Origin of the sequence: Pseudomonas sp. 11/12A, from assembly GCF_000800055.1 — a bacterium.
Lineage (GTDB): Bacteria > Pseudomonadota > Gammaproteobacteria > Pseudomonadales > Pseudomonadaceae > Aquipseudomonas > Aquipseudomonas mohnii.
Window position 1 is genome coordinate 885,628 of the sequence record NZ_JUGV01000001.1, and the last position, 14,642, is coordinate 900,269.

General features: G+C 61.2%; 12 protein-coding genes. 6 read left to right on the top strand and 6 right to left on the bottom strand.

The window, feature by feature from the left end; genetic code table 11:
• Window position 1: 1 nt before the first annotated feature.
• Complete coding sequence (locus tag GQ39_RS04195) at window positions 2-1,132, bottom strand: nitrilase-related carbon-nitrogen hydrolase (RefSeq protein ID WP_047527551.1); 1,131 nt, start codon at window positions 1,130-1,132, stop codon at window positions 2-4.
• 211 nt (window positions 1,133-1,343) lie between these two features.
• Here GQ39_RS04195 and GQ39_RS04200 point away from each other — a divergent pair, with 211 nt between their 5' ends.
• Complete coding sequence (locus tag GQ39_RS04200; protein WP_047527553.1) at window positions 1,344-3,383, top strand: oxidoreductase; 2,040 nt, start codon at window positions 1,344-1,346, stop codon at window positions 3,381-3,383.
• Between the two features lie 83 nt (window positions 3,384-3,466).
• Window positions 3,467-4,393, top strand: a complete 927-nt coding sequence (locus GQ39_RS04205; RefSeq protein ID WP_047527554.1) for a 1-aminocyclopropane-1-carboxylate deaminase/D-cysteine desulfhydrase — start codon at window positions 3,467-3,469, stop codon at window positions 4,391-4,393.
• Between the two features lie 58 nt (window positions 4,394-4,451).
• Here GQ39_RS04205 and GQ39_RS04210 read toward each other — a convergent pair whose 3' ends face one another.
• The 3 genes from GQ39_RS04210 to GQ39_RS04220 all read right to left on the bottom strand — a co-directional run bounded on the left by GQ39_RS04210 (window position 4,452) and on the right by GQ39_RS04220 (window position 7,196).
• On the bottom strand, window positions 4,452-5,012 hold the full coding sequence (locus GQ39_RS04210) for a cytochrome b (protein ID WP_047527556.1): 561 nt from the start codon (window positions 5,010-5,012) through the stop codon (window positions 4,452-4,454).
• A gap of 179 nt (window positions 5,013-5,191) precedes the next feature.
• A complete protein-coding gene (phnX, locus tag GQ39_RS04215) occupies window positions 5,192-6,019 on the bottom strand; it encodes a phosphonoacetaldehyde hydrolase (RefSeq protein ID WP_047527558.1) in 828 nt (275 codons plus the stop codon).
• Window positions 6,020-6,086: 67 nt separating this feature from the next.
• Window positions 6,087-7,196 (bottom strand): 2-aminoethylphosphonate--pyruvate transaminase, encoded by a 1,110-nt coding sequence (locus GQ39_RS04220; RefSeq protein ID WP_047527559.1) that lies wholly within the window; start codon window positions 7,194-7,196, stop codon window positions 6,087-6,089.
• A gap of 109 nt (window positions 7,197-7,305) precedes the next feature.
• Here GQ39_RS04220 and GQ39_RS04225 point away from each other — a divergent pair, with 109 nt between their 5' ends.
• Window positions 7,306-8,169, top strand: a complete 864-nt coding sequence (locus tag GQ39_RS04225; protein WP_047527562.1) for a LysR substrate-binding domain-containing protein — start codon at window positions 7,306-7,308, stop codon at window positions 8,167-8,169.
• Between the two features lie 119 nt (window positions 8,170-8,288).
• Here the strand turns inward: GQ39_RS04225 and GQ39_RS04230 are convergent, their stop codons facing one another.
• Entirely contained in the window at window positions 8,289-9,161 is an 873-nt protein-coding gene (locus GQ39_RS04230) for a LysR family transcriptional regulator (protein WP_047527564.1), read from the bottom strand.
• A 268-nt stretch (window positions 9,162-9,429) separates the two neighbouring features.
• Here GQ39_RS04230 and GQ39_RS04235 point away from each other — a divergent pair, with 268 nt between their 5' ends.
• Window positions 9,430-10,755: an MFS transporter gene (locus GQ39_RS04235; RefSeq protein ID WP_047527566.1), complete on the top strand. Its 1,326-nt coding sequence runs from the start codon at window positions 9,430-9,432 to the stop codon at window positions 10,753-10,755.
• A gap of 70 nt (window positions 10,756-10,825) precedes the next feature.
• Window positions 10,826-12,217 carry an FAD-dependent oxidoreductase gene (locus GQ39_RS04240; RefSeq protein WP_047527568.1) on the top strand — a complete coding sequence of 464 codons (1,392 nt, stop codon included), beginning with the start codon at window positions 10,826-10,828 and terminating at the stop codon, window positions 12,215-12,217.
• A gap of 3 nt (window positions 12,218-12,220) precedes the next feature.
• Here the strand turns inward: GQ39_RS04240 and GQ39_RS04245 are convergent, their stop codons facing one another.
• Entirely contained in the window at window positions 12,221-13,645 is a 1,425-nt protein-coding gene (locus GQ39_RS04245; RefSeq protein WP_047527570.1) for a type VI secretion system Vgr family protein, read from the bottom strand.
• A gap of 217 nt (window positions 13,646-13,862) precedes the next feature.
• Between GQ39_RS04245 and GQ39_RS04250 the strand changes: the two genes are divergently transcribed.
• Window positions 13,863-14,567 carry a YebC/PmpR family DNA-binding transcriptional regulator gene (locus GQ39_RS04250; protein ID WP_047527571.1) on the top strand — a complete coding sequence of 235 codons (705 nt, stop codon included), beginning with the start codon at window positions 13,863-13,865 and terminating at the stop codon, window positions 14,565-14,567.
• Window positions 14,568-14,642: the final 75 nt, after the last annotated feature.

The following is a 14,642-nucleotide window of genomic DNA, read 5'->3' on the forward strand; positions in this document are numbered from 1 at the left end:
GCTACAACCAGAGGTTCAGCAAGCGCGCACCATGCGCGTTGGCATCGATGAACTGCTGGCCGCTGCTGCTGATGAAGCTTTGTCCGGCGCTGCCCTGATCCCAGAATTGCCCGCGCAGAAACACGCTGACCCCGGCGGTGGCCTGACTGGCCGGTGCCTGGGTCGTGAGGGTCAGGTGCTGCCACGCCTGGCCTTCGCTGAGCTCTCCTGGCTTGAGGTTGACAGAAGCTGGCGTCGACGAGCCCCGGTATCCTCGCCACGGTTGATCCCAGGTGCCGCGCCCTGCCAAATAGGCGGGAACCGCAACCAGTTGCACGTGCAGATCGTCGAGCTTGCGATAATTTTCCGGATACCAGCTGTCGCGACCGATCAGCACGCCCAAACGTCCGGCCGGTGTGTCGACCACATTGAGTGAATGCTCGCCACTGGCCTTGATCCCATCCTGCTTGGCAAACATCGGGTGCATCTGGCGCTGCGGTTGCCCGATTGGCAGGCCATCGCGGCTAAACACGACGCTGCTGTTGTAAAGCGCACCGTGGCCGATTTTCAGGGTGCCATCGATGATGCTCGGCTCGGGCAATACAATGGAGCCTGCCACCAGTGTCACGTTGAATTCTTTCGCCAGGCCGCCAAACAACGCCTGGTAATCCTTGGCCATGCCTTTTGCTTTCATGCGCAGGTGAGCATCGTCCAGGCGATTGCCGCCTTCGGCGCTGATCAAGGCACGGACAAATTTCAAGGGGTTGCTCACGGCCAGCCAGTTCATGGCTTCCTTCAACGTGCTGGCCTGGTAAAGCTCATCCTTCTCACCGCTGACCATCAGCCAGGTGCCGACATGCTCCGGCAGGACCACGATGGTTTTCTCGTTCAGCAATCCCTGGTCCTTGGCTTTCTGCAAGTAGGCCGCGAGTTTTCGGTGCAGGCGTTCAGGGCTCTGATAATCGGTGGGAAAGAGTTCGGGCTGGATACCCAGCAGATTGCCGCGATCGGCAGGCGTGCCCTGATCGACGGCAAGGTTGATCCGCAAGTCCGAGAGGTAATGCCCCGCCGGGCGATCCGCGGCCCACATGGCGTAGGTCGCCAGGACAGCAATCAGCGCCATGGAGAAGGTCAGGTACAAAAGTTTGCGCATGGGGAAACAGTCAACGGCCGCGAGCAGGATTCGTCGACTAGGGTATGACCCATGTCGACGCTTGCCAAGGGGTGCTGCGCATTTGGATCAATAAGTTGTCAGTTATGGTCATTGAGTGACAACGACTCGGCTCTTAGTCTGTCGAGCATGACTGACGGGGGCCACGAGAGCTTCCGCATTTTTCCCGTGATCGCTCGATGTGGAGTTTCCGATGACCGCCGCCCATTACCCGCACCTGCTGGCCCCGCTGGACCTGGGTTTCACCACGCTGCGCAACCGTACCCTGATGGGGTCGATGCACACCGGCCTCGAAGAAAAACCGGGTGGGTTCGAGCGCATGGCGGCCTATTTCGCCGAGCGTGCCCGTGGGGGTGTCGGTTTGATGGTCACCGGTGGCATTGGTCCGAACGACGAGGGCGGGGTGTATTCCGGCGCCGCCAAGCTGACCACCGAAGAAGAGGCGCTCAAGCACCAGATCGTGACGCGCGCGGTGCACGAGGCGGGTGGCAAGATCTGCATGCAGATCCTTCACGCCGGCCGTTATGCCTACAGCCCGAAACAGGTCGCGCCGAGCGCCATTCAAGCGCCGATCAATCCGTTCAAGCCTAAAGAGCTTGACGAGGACGGTATCGAGAAGCAGATCCGCGATTTCGTCACCTGTTCGACCCTGGCGCAACAGGCCGAATACGACGGCGTCGAAATCATGGGCTCCGAAGGGTATTTCATTAACCAGTTCCTCGCCGCTCATACCAACCACCGTACCGACCGCTGGGGCGGCAGCTACGAAAACCGCATGCGCCTGCCGGTGGAAATCGTACGCCGGGTGCGTGAAGCGGTAGGGCCGAACTTCATCATTATTTTCCGCCTGTCGATGCTCGATCTGGTGGAAGGCGGCAGTACCTGGGAAGAAATCGTGCAGTTGGCCAAGGCCATCGAGCAGGCCGGTGCGACCCTCATCAACACCGGTATCGGCTGGCATGAAGCGCGGATTCCGACCATCGCTACCAAGGTTCCGCGTGCGGCCTTCAGCAAGGTCACGGCCAAGCTGCGTGGTTCGGTGAACATTCCGTTGATCACCACCAACCGCATCAACACCCCGGAAGTCGCCGAGCAGATTCTGGCCGAAGGCGATGCCGACATGGTCTCGATGGCGCGGCCGTTCCTCGCCGACCCGGACTTCGTCAACAAGGCCGCTGAAGGCCGCGCCGACGAAATCAACACCTGCATCGGTTGCAACCAGGCGTGCCTGGACCACACCTTCGGCGGCAAGTTGACCAGTTGCCTGGTCAACCCGCGTGCCTGCCACGAAACCGAACTCAACTATCTGCCGGTCAAGCAGATCAAGAAAATCGCCGTGGTCGGTGCCGGTCCTGCGGGATTGTCCGCCGCGACCGTAGCGGCCGAGCGCGGCCATCAAGTGACGCTGTTCGATTCGGCCAGCGAAATCGGCGGCCAGTTCAACGTCGCCAAGCGCGTACCGGGCAAGGAAGAGTTCTACGAGACCCTGCGTTACTTCAACCGCAAGTTGCAGACCACCAACGTCGAGCTGTGCCTGAACACCCGGGTGGATGTGGCAAGACTGGTCGAGGGCGGTTACGACGAAATCATCCTGGCGACCGGCATCGCCCCAAGAACTCCGGCGATTCCTGGCGTCGAGAACGCCAAGGTCCTGAGTTACCTGGACGTGCTCCTCGAGCGTAAGCCCGTGGGCAAGCGTGTCGCGGTGATTGGTGCTGGTGGTATCGGTTTCGATGTGTCGGAGTTCCTCGTTCACCAGGGCGTGTCCACCAGCCTGAACCGCGATGAATTCTGGAAAGAATGGGGCATCGATACGCACCTGGAAGCGCGCGGCGGTGTCGCCGGGATCAAGGCCACGCCCCATGCCCCGGCCCGTGAAGTGTTCCTGCTGCAACGCAAGAAGTCCAAGGTCGGCGACGGCCTTGGCAAAACCACCGGCTGGATTCACCGCACCGGTTTGAAGAACAAGCAGGTGCAGATGCTCAACAGTGTCGAATACCTGAAGATCGACGACCAAGGCTTGCACATCCGCATCGGCGAAACCGGCGAGCCGCAAGTGTTGCCAGTGGACAATATCGTAATCTGCGCCGGCCAAGACCCGTTGCGCGAGTTGCAGGAAGGCCTGGTCGCGGCAGGGCAGAACGTGCATTTGATCGGTGGCGCGGACGTCGCGGCGGAGCTGGATGCCAAGCGTGCAATCAATCAGGGTTCGCGGTTGGCGGCTGAGTTGTAATAGCAGCCCTGCGACGAGGGCGCGAACGCCCTCGTCACCCGTCAACTGCTAAGATGCCGGCTCTTTCCCCTGGGCCGGCATCAATGCTTTCTCCTCCCGCAAACTGGCGACCCCAAGCCCCCCTCGAACCACTGCAACTCGACTGGCTCAGCCGCGCCAGAATCGAAGTCGCCATCCTGCGCCTGGATCAGATCGACCCGCTGATCAGCGGTAACAAATGGTTCAAGCTCATCGAACACCTCAACGCCGCTGACCGGGCGGGTGCCGAGGGCATCATCAGCCTCGGTGGCGCGCACTCCAATCACCTTCACGCACTGGCCGCCGCCGGCAAGCGCCTGGGTTTTGCCACGGTCGGCCTGCTGCGCGGACACCCTCAGCAAACGCCCACCGTGAAAGACTTGCAGGCGTTCGGCATGCAGCTGCACTGGCTCGGTTATGGCGGCTATCGCGCGCGGCACGAAGCGGGTTTCTGGCAGCCGTGGCAATCCCTGTACCCGACATTGCACCCCGTACCGGAAGGCGGTGGTGGTTTGCCAGGCGCGCTCGGCTGCATGCCGCTGAGAGGGCAGGTCTCTGCGCAACTGGCCAGCGTGGGCTGGAGCGGCTACGACGGTTGGTGGCTGGCCTGCGGAACGGGTACGACCCTGGCCGGCCTGGTGCTGGCTGAAGCGGGGGATCATCCGGTTTACGGCGCGTTGGCGGTCCCCGACGATCATGGGGTCGCGCAGGCGGTCGAGAGGATCGTTGCAGAAGCGGGCGAAACCACGGCGGTTTATCAACTGTTCGACGCCAGTCGTGGCGGCTTTGCCCGCGTCGATCCGCCGTTGCTCGAATTCATCGAAAAGACCGAGCGCGCCAGCGGCATTCCTCTGGAACCGCTGTACACAGGTAAGGCGTTGCTGGCGCTCAAACAGCAAGTCGAGGCGGGCCGGTTTGCTCCCGGGACCCGACTGATCTTCATCCATACCGGTGGCTTGCAGGGCCTGCGAGGGTTCGGTTCGCAGCACTGAAGGGCAACAGAAACCAGTGTGGGAGCAAGCCTGCTCCCACACTCAGGTATTGCGTGTCTCAGGAATTGCGGCTCACTCGTTTGGGCATCATCCGCAGCAAGGTGTTATCGCCGACCACGTAGTGATGATAAAGCCCGGCCAACGCGTGCAGGCCAATCAGCCAATAGCCGATGGTTGCGCCAAGTTCATGCCAACCCTGGATTTGTTTGGCCAGTGCTTTGTCTTCAGCGATCAGCATGGGCAGGTCGATACCATAAAACATCACTTGATTGCCTTTGGCACTGGTGACCAGCCAGCCGAGAATCGGCATGGTGATCATGAAGAGGTACAGCGCCCAGTGCATCAGCCTGGCCATCACCGTCTGCCACCGAGGGGAGGCCGGGAAGATTTGCGGCGCCGGGCCCAGGCTGCGAGCAAACAAACGCAACCAGACCAGAACGAACACGGTCAGGCCGAGCATGAAGTGCGATTCCACGATCAGTGTTCGCCCGCCACTGCCCTTGGGAAAAATCCCGCGAAATTCTATGCAGGCGTAAACCAACGCCAGCAAGACCAACATCAACCAATGCAGCGCTATCGAGACGGTGCTATAGCGCGAATCGGAATTTTTCCATGGCATACGGTGTTCCTCACAGGTCAGCTCAAGCCACCGTTCTTCTTCGACGGTGTGCTTTACTGTAATCCTGTTTCACCGTGTTTGCCTGTGGCGATGGGTCACGGGAGCACTGGTTCAGCTGATTGACAGCAAAAAGCGCCAGTTCCGTTCAAACACTGGCGCTGCATTTGGAGGCGTGGCAATCAGCTGGTTTGCGGCATCTCACCTTTGGCCAGACGCTTGTTGATATCGGCGATCACGGCCGGCAAGTCGGTGATGGTGTCGATCATGTAATGCGGGCGCGAGCCTTCGAACAGCGCATGGATACGCGTGCGTTCGCTGTCCAGTTTTTCGCTGTCCAAGGCGCGATAACCCTCGTAGTCCAAGCCCAGGGCGTTTCCCGAACAGATCAGCGCCACGGTCCACATGCCAGCGCGGCGACCTTCGAGAATGCCCGGCACCGTGTCGTCGATCTTCACGCAGGCGGCGACATCGTCGATGCCCAGGGCAATCACGTTGGCCAGTGCCTGTGCCGGCCATGGGCGGCCATTCGGCACTTCGTCGGTGGCGACCACGTGATCGGCCACGTAACCGTTGGTGGCGGCCAGTTCGACCACCTTGTCCATGACCTGTTTCGGGTAGCCGGAGCACGAGCCGATCTTGATCCCTTGCCGGCGCAGGTTGGCGATGGTGTCCAGGGCGCCCGGGATCAGCGCCGAATGCTCGGCGATTTTTTCGATCTGCAGCGGCATGAAGCGTTGATAGATGGCGGTGACGTCATCGTCGGTGGGCGTGCGGCCAAACACTTTGCGGTAGCGCTCGGCGACTTCCGGCTGATTGCACAAGGTGCGGATGTGGTCCCACTTGCCCATGCCCATCGGGCCACGGGCTTCATCGATGGACACCTGGACGTCGAACTCGGCGAAGGCTTCGACAAAGATCTGCGTCGGCGCGAAGGAGCCGAAATCGACCACGGTGCCGGCCCAGTCGAGGATGGCGGCCTGGAGTTTGCTTGGATGGGTGTAGTTCATGGTGATCAAGTCCTGTGGCAACTGGCTGATAGGGGCGATGTGGTTACTGTGGGGAAGGGGGTATGGCTTAGATCTCTAACACTTCCATCTCACGCAGCACGTCGCCAATCGCCGCCACTGCTTCGCGCATCTGCGCCGGGGTGACGTGACCGATGCAGCCGACGCGGAAGGTTTCGACCTGAGTCAGTTTGCCGGGGTAGAGGATGTAACCCTTGGCCTTGACCCGTTCGTAGAATTCCTTGAACTGGTAGCGTGGATCTTTCGGTGCGTGGAACGTGGTGATGATCGGCGCCTGGATGGCGGCCGGCAGGAAGCTGCGCAATCCCAGTTTGCCCATCTCTTCCATCAGTGCCTGGCAGTTGGCGGCGTAGCGCTGATGCCGGGCCGGCAGGCCGCCTTCTTCGTTGTATTGCAGCAGGGCTTCGTGCAGCGCCGCGACCACGTGGGTCGGCGGGGTGAAGCGCCATTGGCCGGTCTTGGCCATGTAGGAGTGCTGGTCAAACAGATCCATCGCCAGCGAATGCGAGTTGCCGGCAGCGTTGGCCAGGGCTTCCTTGCGAGCGAAAACGAACCCCATCCCGGGTACGCCCTCCAGGCATTTTCCGGAAGCAGCGATCAGCGCGTCGAACGGTATCTGTTGCGCGTCGACCGGCAGCGCGCCAAAGGAGCTCATGGCGTCGATGATCAGGCGTTTGCCGTGTTGCGCAACGACCCGAGCGATTTCCGGCAGCGGGTTGAGGATACCGGTGCTGGTTTCGCAGTGAATCAGTGCAACGTGGGTGATGCTGTCATCGGCTCGCAGCAGACGCTCGACGTCGGCGGCGGTGGTGGGTTCGTCTTCGGCGGTTTCGAAGGTGCTGAACGAGCGGCCGAGCACTTCGCAGATTTTCGCCAGGCGTTTGCCGTAGGCACCGTTGATCAGTACCAGCACTTTGCCGTCGCGCGGTACCAGCGTGCCGATGGCCGCTTCGACCGCGAAGGTGCCGCTGCCTTGCAGGGGCACGCAGTGATGACTGGCGCCCCCGTTGATGATTGCCAGCAGTTGTTCGCAGAGGCTGGCGGTCAACTGGTTGAAGCGCTCATCCCATGAACCCCAGTCGACCATCATCGCCTGACGGGTGCGTGCTGAAGTGGTCAGTGGACCAGGGGTGAGCAGGATGGGGGCGGCAGTACTCATTCTCGTGTCCTCGCAATCGATGGGATGAAGCTACGGGGCCTAAATTGCAATTTGCCGTGTTATCAATCAAATTGTTTGTTGTTATGCCAGCCATCAGTGAGGCTTATTCATGAATCTGTTTCAGTTGCGTGCTTTCGACGCCGTGGCCCGCGAGGGCAGCTTTACCCGGGCGGCCGCACGGCTGTTCATCAGTCAACCGGCGGTCACCGGGCACATCAAGGCGCTGGAGGAGCACTACCAGATCAGCCTGTTGCGCCGCACCGCGCGACGGGTGGAGTTGACGGAAGAGGGCACCAAACTGGCGGCGATCACCCGGGCCATGTTCGGCCTGGCCGAAGAAGCACAGGCGATGCTGGAGGCCAACCGGCAGTTGCTGACCGGGCGCCTGGAAGTGGCGGCGGACGGCCCGCATATGGTTATGCCGATGCTCGCGAGCCTGCGGGCGCGTTATCCGGGAATCACGGTGAACCTGCGCCTGGGCAATGCCCAGGAAACCCTGGCGGCGCTGTTGTCCGAACATGCCGACGTGGCGGTGCTGACCGAAGTCGAGCCGCGCAAGGGGCTGCATCTGCAAGCGCTCAGCGAGTCACGCATTTGCGCACTGGTGCCCGACGGTCATCCGTGGGCGCAACGGTCCAAAGGCGTGCCACTCAAGGAACTGGATCAGGTGATCATGGTGTTGCGTGAGCCGAGTTCGATCACCCGGCGCACCTTTGATCAGGCGTGCGCCCATGCCCAAGTCAACCCAAGGGTGTTGCTGGAGCTGGACAGTCGCGAAGCGGTGACAGAAGCAGTGGCCGCCGAGTTGGGCGTGGGCGTGGTGTCTTCGGTAGAGGTGAGCCACGACCCCCGGGTGACGGCGGTGCCGATCATTGGCGAGGGGTTGGTGAACCGGCACATGATGGGGTGCATGGAACGGCGCCGGGATTTGCGTTTGATCCAGGCGTTTTTTGAGTTGGTGCCAGGCCGATAAACCGTGGCGTGGCTATCGCGGGCAAGCCACGCTCCCACAGGATTCATGTTGATCACCCGTTTTATGTACGGTGCAAACCCTGTGGGAGCGTGGCTTGCCCGCGATGGGGCCAGACCTGCCTACCTCAGGCTCTCGCGCACCATTTCCAGAAACGTCGCCACCACCCGCCGCGAACTCTGCTCGCGCAAGCACACCAGCGTCTCGGTCAACCGCCGTTTGCAATCGGTAATCGGCAATGCACACACACGCGAATCCGCGCCGAATTCGGCTGCCGAAACCACGCCGACACCAATTCCCACCACCACCGCTTCTCGCGCCGCCTCCCGCCCTTCGACCTGAATGGCCGAGCGGATGCGCAAGCCGGCGCCAGCCATTTCTTCTTCCAGTGTTTGCCGCGTCACCGAACCGATTTCCCGCAGCACCAGCGGCGTATCGTCCAGGTCCGCCAGGCAGATGGACTTACGATCGGCCCACGGGTGATTGCGCGACACGAACGCCACCATCGGGTCGTTGCGCAGCGGTAACGAGAGCAGACGTTCATCACTGACATCACGGCCCAGTAACGCCAGATCGGCTTGATAGTTGAAGAGCCGCAATAGCGACTCATCGGTGTTACCGGTTTCGATCTTCACGCTGATCCCCGGATAACGCTCACAGAATCGGGCGATCTGCGGCAGCACATGCACCGGCGCGTCCACCGCCAGAACCAGGCTGCCGGTCTGCAAGGCCTGGGAGTCTTGCAACAGTTCCTGGGCTTCGGCTTCGATCACGAACAGTTTCTGCGTGACGCCGAGCAAGCGTTCGCCCAGGTCGGTCAGGCGCACTGAACGCTTGTTGCGGTGGAACAGCAGCACACCGTAGCGCTCTTCGAGTTTGCGCACCTGATCGGAAATGGCCGGTTGCGTGAGAAACAGTCGTTCGGCGGCTTTGGTAAAGCTTCCGTACACGGCCACGGCATGGAAGGCTTTGAGTTGGGCGTGGGAAACCGACATGCGAATCTCCAATAACAAGCTGAGCTTATTTTTGAAATACGATAAATCGATTTCACTTATTAATCAGTAGTTGTTTTTATCCACCTCAGCCCCGGTGACTGGTCAATCGAACAGCAGCGGGTGCCATGAGCCTGTGCGTGCAACAACAGGACTCATCTGACCGGAATCGCCCACAGGGACAAGGTGATTTCGCAGTGCTCAACAATAAAAACACAGGCGTTTTCTTTCAATTCTGCCGGCACACTCACACCCTGAGGTCAGAACCACAATGAACAAGCACATCGGCACCATCAAACGTTGGCGCGTGCAGATCTTCGCGATCACCTGGCTCGCCTACGCCGCTTTCTACTTCACTCGCAAAGCATTCTCTGTTGCAAAACTCGGGATTGGCGAAGACCCGACGTTCATGCTCGACAAAATGGCCATGGCCAACCTCGATGCTATCTATCTGACCGCTTACGCCATCGGCCAATTCACCTGGGGCATCCTGGCCGATCGCTTCGGCCCGCGGGTCGTGGTACTGGGCGGCTTGCTGATTTCTGCGGCCGCCGCGCTGGTGATGGGCAGTTTCGCCACGTTGCCGATTTTCGCCACTTGCATGTTGATTCAGGGCCTGGCGCAGTCCACCGGTTGGTCGGGGCTGTGCAAGAACCTCGGTAGTTTCTATCCCGCCGAGCAGCGCGGGCGGGTGCTGGGTCTGTGGAGCTCCTGCTACGCCTTTGGCGGTCTGGTGGCATCGCCCTTTGCCGGTTGGTGGGCTTATACGCTGATCGGCAGCTGGCATGCGGCCTTCATTTCCAGTGCGGCGGTGGTTGGGCTGGTCGCCGTGCTGTTTTTTATTTTTCAACGCAACAAACCCGAAGACGTCGGTTTGCCGGCTGTGGAGCCCGAGCCCGAGCTGACCGCTGAAGAGGCACAGGCTCAAAGCAAAATCAGCGTCCTGGAGCCGTTAAAGGAAATCCTGCGCAATCGTACGGTGCTGGTGCTCGGCCTCGCGTACTTCATGCTGAAACCGGCGCGCTATGCGATTCTGCTCTGGGGCCCGGTGATCGTTTTCGAACAGATGCCTTCGGTGGGCAAGGTCGGCGCGGCGATCATTCCGACGGCGTTCGAACTGGCCGGGTTGCTCGGACCGATTATGATCGGCCTTGCCTCCGACAAAGTGTTCGGCGCCCGACGTATGCCCGCCTGTGTGCTCAGTCTGCTGGCGCTGACCGTGTCGCTCGCGCTGTTCATGGGTGCCCTGCACACCGGCAGTGTGCTGCTGGTAGTGGCGCTGCTGTTTGTCATGGGGCTGACGCTTTATGGACCGGATTCGATGATCAGCGGCGCGGCCGCCATCGACTTCGGCACTGCCAAGGCCGGTGCGACCGCCGCCGGTTTCGTCAACGGTTGCGGCTCGGTCGGGGCGATTCTTGGCGGGTTACTGCCTGGTTATTTCGACACCGTGACGGTGTTCATTGTCTTCGCTGGCTGCGCGATGTTCTCCGCACTGGTGTTGATCCCGCACTGGAACAGTCGCCCCGGTGGTTTGCGAACCCACTATCCCCTCGTGCCTAACCGGCCGATAAGCGTCAAATCCCTGCGTACCTGAACCCTGTCCGTCGCCGCCTGCTGCGTTTGCGGCAGGCTGGCGTGTGGACTATCGAATGGAGAGTGATCCCATGAGACCCTTTTGGCTGGAGCAGGCCTTGAAGACCGAGACGTCCGAAACCTGTCCGGCGCTGCAAGGCGACATCCGCGCCGACGTCTGCATCGTCGGCGGCGGCTACACCGGGTTATGGACCGCCATCATGCTCAAGGAGCAGAACCCCGGCCTGGAGGTGGTGCTGATCGAAGCCGATATCTGTGGCGCCGGCGCCAGTGGCCGCAACGGTGGTTGTGCGCTGTCATGGTCGGCCAAGTATTTCACCCTTGAACGCCTGTTCGGCGCAGAAGAAGCGGTGCGGCTGGTCAAGGAATCCGAGCGCAGCATTCATGCGATCGGGGCCTTCTGCGAGCGGTATGCGGTGGACGCCGACTACCGCCTCGATGGCACCCTCTACACCGCGACCAACCTTGCTCAGGTCGGCTCGACCGACGCGGTGATCGCCGCGCTGGAGCGCAACGGTATCAACTCCTTCAGTCAGCGACCGCTGGCCGATGTACAACGCATGGCCGGTTCCACCAGGCACCTGGAAGGCTGGTTTTCCCCGGCCGCCGCCAGCGTGCAGCCAGGCAAACTGGTGCGCGGTTTGCGCCGGGTGGCCTTGCAGCTTGGCGTGCGGATTCATGAAAACACCTCCATGACCGGGCTGGAGGAAGGTAAGCCGGCCGTCATCCAGACCGCCAGTGGCCGCGTTCGCGCCGATCGTGTGGTGCTGGCGATGAATGCCTGGATGGCACGGGCATTCCCACAGTTCGAACGCAGCGTGGCGATCGTCTCCAGCGACATGTTGATCACCGAACCACGACCCGATCTGCTCGACGAAATCGGTTTGACCAGCGGTGTCACCGTGCTCGATTCGCGGATTTTCGTGCACTACTACCACAACACACCCGACGGCCGGATCATGCTCGGCAAGGGCGGCAATACCTTCGCTTACGGTGGTCGCCTGTCACCGGTGTTCGATCAGCCATCGCCCTATGCCGGTCTGCTTCGCAGCAGTCTGACGGACTTCTTCCCGGCGTTTGCCGACGTCAAGGTCGACGCAACCTGGAACGGCCCGTCGGATCGCTCGGTCACAGGGCTGCCGTTCTTTGGGCAGATGAGTGCCAGCGGGAACCTGTTCTACGGTTTTGGATATTCCGGCAGCGGCGTCGGGCCATGCCACATGGGCGGGCAGATTCTGGCTTCGATGGTCCTGGGCCTGGACAATCCCTGGACGCGCTCGCCACTGGTCAACGGACCGCTGGGCTTCTTCCCGCCGGAGCCGATTCGTTACCTTGGCTCGCTGATGGTGCGCAACGCCATTCGCCGCAAGGAGTGCGCCGAGGACCACGGGCGGCGGCCCCGGCATCTGGACGTGCGCCTGGCCAGGTTCGCGGCGGCGGCCGGCAAGGCTGACAAGGGGTGAGGCTCAGGACCCGGCGTCGGAGGGGTCGATCAACCAGTCGAGCAGCAGACGGCTATCGCTCCGTGGCTCATGGCGCCGGGCGGATCGAGGCGTGGAGCGGTGTCCCGTGCTGGCGCAGAACACCGGGCGGTCGGGATCGCTGTCGAGGAAACTGACCCACCCGTCGCTGCCGGCCATGGGCAAACCGCCAGGATCGATGCGGGCACCCGTCACCGCGACGGGCAGCCAGAGGCCGATGCCTTCTGCGGTTTCATTGTCCGTAGCAGGCCACAAACTCACCTGTATGCGACCTTGCTCATCCAGCGCCGACTGCTGCCCGGTCTGGCCCAGCACCCGCGCTGGCTGATAACCGGGGATACGCGGCCTCGGCTGTTCGAGCGCCGGACGAAACACCGTTGACCAGGGAATCGCGCTGAACTGATTGCGGTAACGCCTGGGCGCGCCCGAGGTGCCCTGCTGCAGAATCGACCCCTGCTCTCCCTGATGACGCGCCTGGGTCACCAACCATTGATCGTTGAAACCGGTTAGTGGGTGCTCAGTCACCTGCACGATGCAGCCGCTGCGCAGTTCGCCGTGATTACTTTGGCCGTGAATCTGCATTTGCCGGCATCGCAAGCGCTCCAGATGCCGGCGAGCAAGTTGATCGCGGTAGCGCTGTTCGGGAGCGGGGCGGGCCATGGGCGCCATGGCTTGGCTAAAGACATGATTGGCCGCGCCGTCGTCGGTGTCCATGGCACCGCGGTCTCGGGCATCCAGCCTTGGCGAAGAGGGCCGTGAATCGTGACGCTGGAACAGCTCGCTGACTCGCCATCGGTTGCTGTCAGCGGGGGCGTCGCTCTGGAACGGCATCAACAACGGTTCCTGAGGGAAACTCAGGCTGTCGTCGGCGAACACCAGAACATGCCCGTGGCGGTGGTGTTCGAAGTGATAGTGAATGCCTTCCTCCTCGCACAGCCGTTGCAGCAGGGCCAGGTCGGTTTCTTCGTACTGAATGCAAAACGGTCGCAGAGGATAGTGGTCATTGGTCAGTTCGAAGCGATAGCTGTCATCGGGTAGCTCATGTTCGGCCAGCAACTGCTGCAGGATCATGGGCACGCTGGACGGCTCAAAAATGCGTCGGCAACGATGTCGGTCCAGCGATTGCAGGGCGGGGCCCAGCACCAGTTTGTAGCCGACCCGGTGCGGGCCGCGATGTTCGCGACTGACACTGTGCAGTACGCCGTGAATGCCCTGGCCCTGCCCAAGGCTCAGGAACGCCGCTTGGTGCAGTAGTTGTTGCAGCGGCATGGCCGGAGCCAGGCCAATCACTTCAATCTCGAATCGATAGGGTTGGTTGAGGGCTTCTCGGCCACTGAACTGCACCACCTGCAGGCTCAAATCGTCGTCAAGCAGTGTCAGGGTGAAGGGACTTTCCTTGTCGTTATGCATCGGACGCGCTTCTGCCATGGAGTACGGCTGCAGAGGGTACGAAACCACAGCCCTTAATGGTCATCGCAAACAGGAGTTTCAGAATCGCCCTACAACTGCCGGTGAATATGTCGATTCGAGGTCGGAATTTTTGGTCGATTGCCAACTTTAGGCCGGGTAAACTTGCGCAATGCGTCGGCCAATAGATGTCTCGGCGCCACAGACAAGAGAGTGAGTAATGGGCGCACAGTGGAAGGTTAAACACAAAGAAGCGGCAGCCAACGCCAAGGGAAAGATCTTCGGCAAACTGGTGAAAGAAATCACCATTGCTGCGCGCAACGGCGCTGATGTCGCCACCAACGCACACCTGCGCCTGGTGGTTGAACAGGCCAAGAAAGCTTCGATGCCCAAGGAAACACTGGATCGCGCCATCAAGAAGGGTGCGGGCCTGTTGGGCGAAACCGTGCAATACCATCGCGTGACGTATGAAGGCTTCGCGCCGCATCAGGTGCCGCTGATCGTTGAATGCGTGACTGACAACATCAACCGTACCGTCGCTGAAATCCGCGTGGCATTCCGCAAGGGCCAGTTGGGCGCTTCCGGTTCGGTGGCCTGGGACTTCAACCACGTGGGCATGATCGAAGCCTCGCCGGACACCCCGGACGCCGATCCGGAAATGGCCGCCATCGAAGCGGGCGCTCAGGATTTCGAGCCGGGCGATGACGGCGCGACCCTGTTCCTGACTGAACCTGCGGATCTGGACGCCGTGCAAAAAGCCCTGCCGGGACAAGGCTTCACCGTACTGTCGGCCAAGCTGGGCTACCAGCCGAAGAACCCGGTCAGCGGCCTGAGCGACGAGCAGATGGCTGAAGTCGAAGCCTTCCTCGAAGGCCTCGATAACCATGATGACGTGCAAGACATGTTTGTCGGGTTGGCGGGTTAAGTTGTATTTCCAGTGACACCGCCATCGCAGGCAAGCCCGCTCCCACTGTATTTGTGTCGTTCGCAAAAAATGCGT

What these genes read in the sequence shown, in the direction of transcription:
- GQ39_RS04225 (WP_047527562.1), top strand. Translation starts at nt 7,306, where the DNA reads ATGAATCTGTTTCAGTTGCGTGCTTTCGACGCCGTGGCCCGCGAGGGC.
- phnX (WP_047527558.1), bottom strand. Translation starts at nt 6,019, where the DNA reads ATGAACTACACCCATCCAAGCAAACTCCAGGCCGCCATCCTCGACTGG.
- GQ39_RS04240 (WP_047527568.1), top strand. Translation starts at nt 10,826, where the DNA reads ATGAGACCCTTTTGGCTGGAGCAGGCCTTGAAGACCGAGACGTCCGAA.
- GQ39_RS04235 (WP_047527566.1), top strand. Translation starts at nt 9,430, where the DNA reads ATGAACAAGCACATCGGCACCATCAAACGTTGGCGCGTGCAGATCTTC.
- GQ39_RS04250 (WP_047527571.1), top strand. Translation starts at nt 13,863, where the DNA reads ATGGGCGCACAGTGGAAGGTTAAACACAAAGAAGCGGCAGCCAACGCC.
- GQ39_RS04220 (WP_047527559.1), bottom strand. Translation starts at nt 7,196, where the DNA reads ATGAGTACTGCCGCCCCCATCCTGCTCACCCCTGGTCCACTGACCACT.
- GQ39_RS04230 (WP_047527564.1), bottom strand. Translation starts at nt 9,161, where the DNA reads ATGTCGGTTTCCCACGCCCAACTCAAAGCCTTCCATGCCGTGGCCGTG.
- GQ39_RS04200 (WP_047527553.1), top strand. Translation starts at nt 1,344, where the DNA reads ATGACCGCCGCCCATTACCCGCACCTGCTGGCCCCGCTGGACCTGGGT.
- GQ39_RS04205 (WP_047527554.1), top strand. Translation starts at nt 3,467, where the DNA reads ATGCTTTCTCCTCCCGCAAACTGGCGACCCCAAGCCCCCCTCGAACCA.
- GQ39_RS04210 (WP_047527556.1), bottom strand. Translation starts at nt 5,012, where the DNA reads ATGCCATGGAAAAATTCCGATTCGCGCTATAGCACCGTCTCGATAGCG.
- GQ39_RS04195 (WP_047527551.1), bottom strand. Translation starts at nt 1,132, where the DNA reads ATGCGCAAACTTTTGTACCTGACCTTCTCCATGGCGCTGATTGCTGTC.
- GQ39_RS04245 (WP_047527570.1), bottom strand. Translation starts at nt 13,645, where the DNA reads ATGCATAACGACAAGGAAAGTCCCTTCACCCTGACACTGCTTGACGAC.